2 protein-coding genes are annotated in these 951 nt (G+C 64.8%); both read left to right on the forward strand.

Going from position 1 to position 951, the window contains the following annotated elements; genetic code table 11:
* Positions 1-295: aminotransferase class I/II-fold pyridoxal phosphate-dependent enzyme (locus EOA38_RS37710; RefSeq protein ID WP_127301596.1), on the forward strand; the 295-nt coding region annotated here is incomplete at its 5' end.
* Between the two features lie 167 nt (positions 296-462).
* Positions 463-951, forward strand: a 489-nt coding sequence (locus EOA38_RS37715) for an alcohol dehydrogenase catalytic domain-containing protein (protein WP_148669496.1), incomplete at its 3' end; no start/stop codon positions are given.

The raw sequence follows: 951 nt of genomic DNA on the forward strand, positions 1-951 counted from the left end.
CCTATATGCCAACGCGCAGCGCTTCCGCTCTCAGATGGGTAAGCTGGGCTTTACGCTTGCCGGCGCCGATCACCCGATCATCCCGGTGATGCTGGGCGACGCTGCTTTGGCGCAGGAAATGGCGCAGCGCATGCTGAAGCGCGGCATCTACGTCATCGGCTTTTCCTTCCCGGTTGTGCCGAAAGGCCAGGCGCGCATCCGCACGCAGATGTCTGCCGCGCATTCCAGCGCCGATATCGACCGCGCGGCCGAGGCATTCGGCGAGGTCGGCAAGGAATTGGGCGTGATCGGCTGAGGCGCTTTACCCTCCTCCTTGTGGGGGGCCGGCGCACGGCCGCTTGCGAAGCAAGTGGCCGGGAGACGGGGCGGGGGTATACAGGGTCAGTACCGTCGCCAGTTGCTTTGACCCCCACCCGGCCCTTCGGGCCACCCTCCCCACAAGGGGGAGGGTAAGGAGGCTGAATGTCCAACATGATGAAGGCACTGGTGAAGGCCAAGGCCGAGCCGGGAATCTGGATGGAAGAGGTGCCGGTGCCGGAGATCGGCCCGAACGACGTGCTGATCAAGGTCAGGAAGACCGCGATCTGCGGCACCGACGTCCACATCTACAATTGGGACCAGTGGGCGCAGAAGACTGTGCCCGTGCCGATGGTGACGGGCCATGAATTTGTCGGCACCGTTGCCGATTTCGGTGCGGCGGTCACCGAATACAAGGTCGGCCAGCGCGTCTCGGGCGAAGGCCATATCGTCTGCGGCCACTGCCGCAACTGCCGCGCCGGGCGAGGGCATCTATGCCGCAATACGCTGGGCGTCGGCGTCAACCGTCCAGGCGCCTTCGGCGAGTACATGGCGATCCCGCAGCACAATGTCGTGCCGATCCCCGACGACGTGCCCGACGAGATTGCCGCCATCTTCGATCCGTTGGGCAATGCCGTGCACACGGCATTGTCC

Source organism: Mesorhizobium sp. M1E.F.Ca.ET.041.01.1.1 (assembly GCF_003997355.1).
In the GTDB taxonomy this organism is placed as follows: domain Bacteria; phylum Pseudomonadota; class Alphaproteobacteria; order Rhizobiales; family Rhizobiaceae; genus Mesorhizobium.